The 446-nt window shown below is 60.8% G+C and carries 1 protein-coding gene; it reads right to left on the bottom strand.

The window, feature by feature from the left end:
• Positions 1-166: 166 nt before the first annotated feature.
• A partial coding sequence (locus D3D02_RS19860) for a dTMP kinase (RefSeq protein ID WP_394337748.1) occupies positions 167-446 on the bottom strand: 280 nt, incomplete at its 5' end.

Below are 446 nucleotides of genomic sequence, written 5' to 3'. Positions count from 1 at the left end.
AGTCGTGGAGTTCTGACGGGTGTTACCCGTGTCACTTCCACTCTGGGTCCGCGTCGTTAGTTTTGCTGAAGGGTTTGAGAACGACACCGCCGACCTACATCGAACGGATGTGAGAACGGCTCTATGACGCCGTCGCGTTGTTTTCGAGACAGTATTTGAGTGTCGCTCAGTTCGCGTCGAGAATCTCTTCGAGCGCCGACTCGACGGCATCGAGTACGTCTTCCGGCGGCTGCGTCGCGTCGACGCGGACGAACCGCTCCGGTTCGGCGTCGATGAGTCGCTCGTAGTTCGCCCGCACGTCCGCGAGGTACGCTGCCTGCTCGAACTTATTCGTCGACCCACTTCGGGCGGCCGCCGTCTCGGGGTCCACATCGAGGTAGATGGTCTTGTCCGGCGGACGCGAGAACGCAGAGTGGATACCCATGATGTACTCCATCGGGCGCGTG

Origin of the sequence: Halobellus sp. Atlit-38R, from assembly GCF_003665925.1 — an archaeon.
Classification (GTDB): domain Archaea; phylum Halobacteriota; class Halobacteria; order Halobacteriales; family Haloferacaceae; genus Haloquadratum; species Haloquadratum inordinatus.
Note: the sequence above shows the minus strand (reverse complement) of the source record. Positions and strands in the feature narration are given on the sequence as shown.